We start from the raw sequence: 742 nt of genomic DNA, 5'->3' as shown, positions 1-742 counted from the left end.
AGCCACTGCCTTTATTCACCCCTCTTTAATAGAACCAGTTAATTTAAATATGGTTGAAAAATAATTCAACCTTCCGTAAATTCTTAATTGTCAACGTACCTATGTATTATAATCGGATGATGGTCATGATCGCATAGGGAATAATCGTCAATCTATTTATGTCTTTACAGTCCGAAATAGATGCATTGCATTGCATTGCGTCCGAACTTCTTTGTCTCGGTTTGGATGGGGAACCTATTTATGCCGATCATTTTCAGCAGCTTAATGCAGATGTCTATAATTATGCGGAAGCTCTTAGTTGTGAACATGGCAGTACTTCCGAAGAGGAAGCTTCTCTTTGCGTAGCTCTTTTGGCAGCGTATAATGCCACTATTTATAATAATGGTGATAAGGAAGAGAAAATACAGGTTATTCTCGAACGCAGTTGGAAAGTGCTTGAACATCTGAAATCCTCTTTATTGAAATGTCAGTTATTGGTTGCCTGTTACGGTGAAGTTTTTGATAGAGAATTGGCTCAGGAGGCTCGTGCTATTATGGATAGTTGGGAAAGTCGTAAGTTGACAGACGAGGAGCGTGAGGTTGTGGAACAGCTAAAGGCTTTGGAAGAGAATCCTTATCCGTGGGATGAAATGGGAGAGAAAGCATAATATAAGAAAATAATATTTACAAGTGTTTTTTATGAATATAAAAGTTCAACATTATTTGCTGTTGTGTCTGATAGCCTTTTTGGCATCCTGCTCAG

1 protein-coding gene is annotated in these 742 nt (G+C 38.1%); it reads left to right on the top strand.

Features of this window, described 5'->3' with window-relative positions; genetic code table 11:
* Positions 1 to 158: 158 nt before the first annotated feature.
* Positions 159 to 647: a UpxZ family transcription anti-terminator antagonist gene (locus QVP90_RS09300; protein WP_007480518.1), complete on the top strand. Its 489-nt coding sequence runs from the start codon at positions 159 to 161 to the stop codon at positions 645 to 647.
* Positions 648 to 742: the final 95 nt, after the last annotated feature.

The organism is Bacteroides sp. CAG:189 (assembly GCF_000432295.1).
Taxonomy (GTDB): Bacteria; Bacteroidota; Bacteroidia; order Bacteroidales; family Bacteroidaceae; genus Bacteroides; species Bacteroides salyersiae.
This window is presented reverse-complemented; position numbering and strand designations above follow the sequence as displayed.

Bases quoted from the DNA above. Each gene is read 5' to 3' on its own strand.
- QVP90_RS09300 (WP_007480518.1), top strand. From the start codon at position 159: ATGTCTTTACAGTCCGAAATAGATGCATTGCATTGCATTGCGTCCGAA.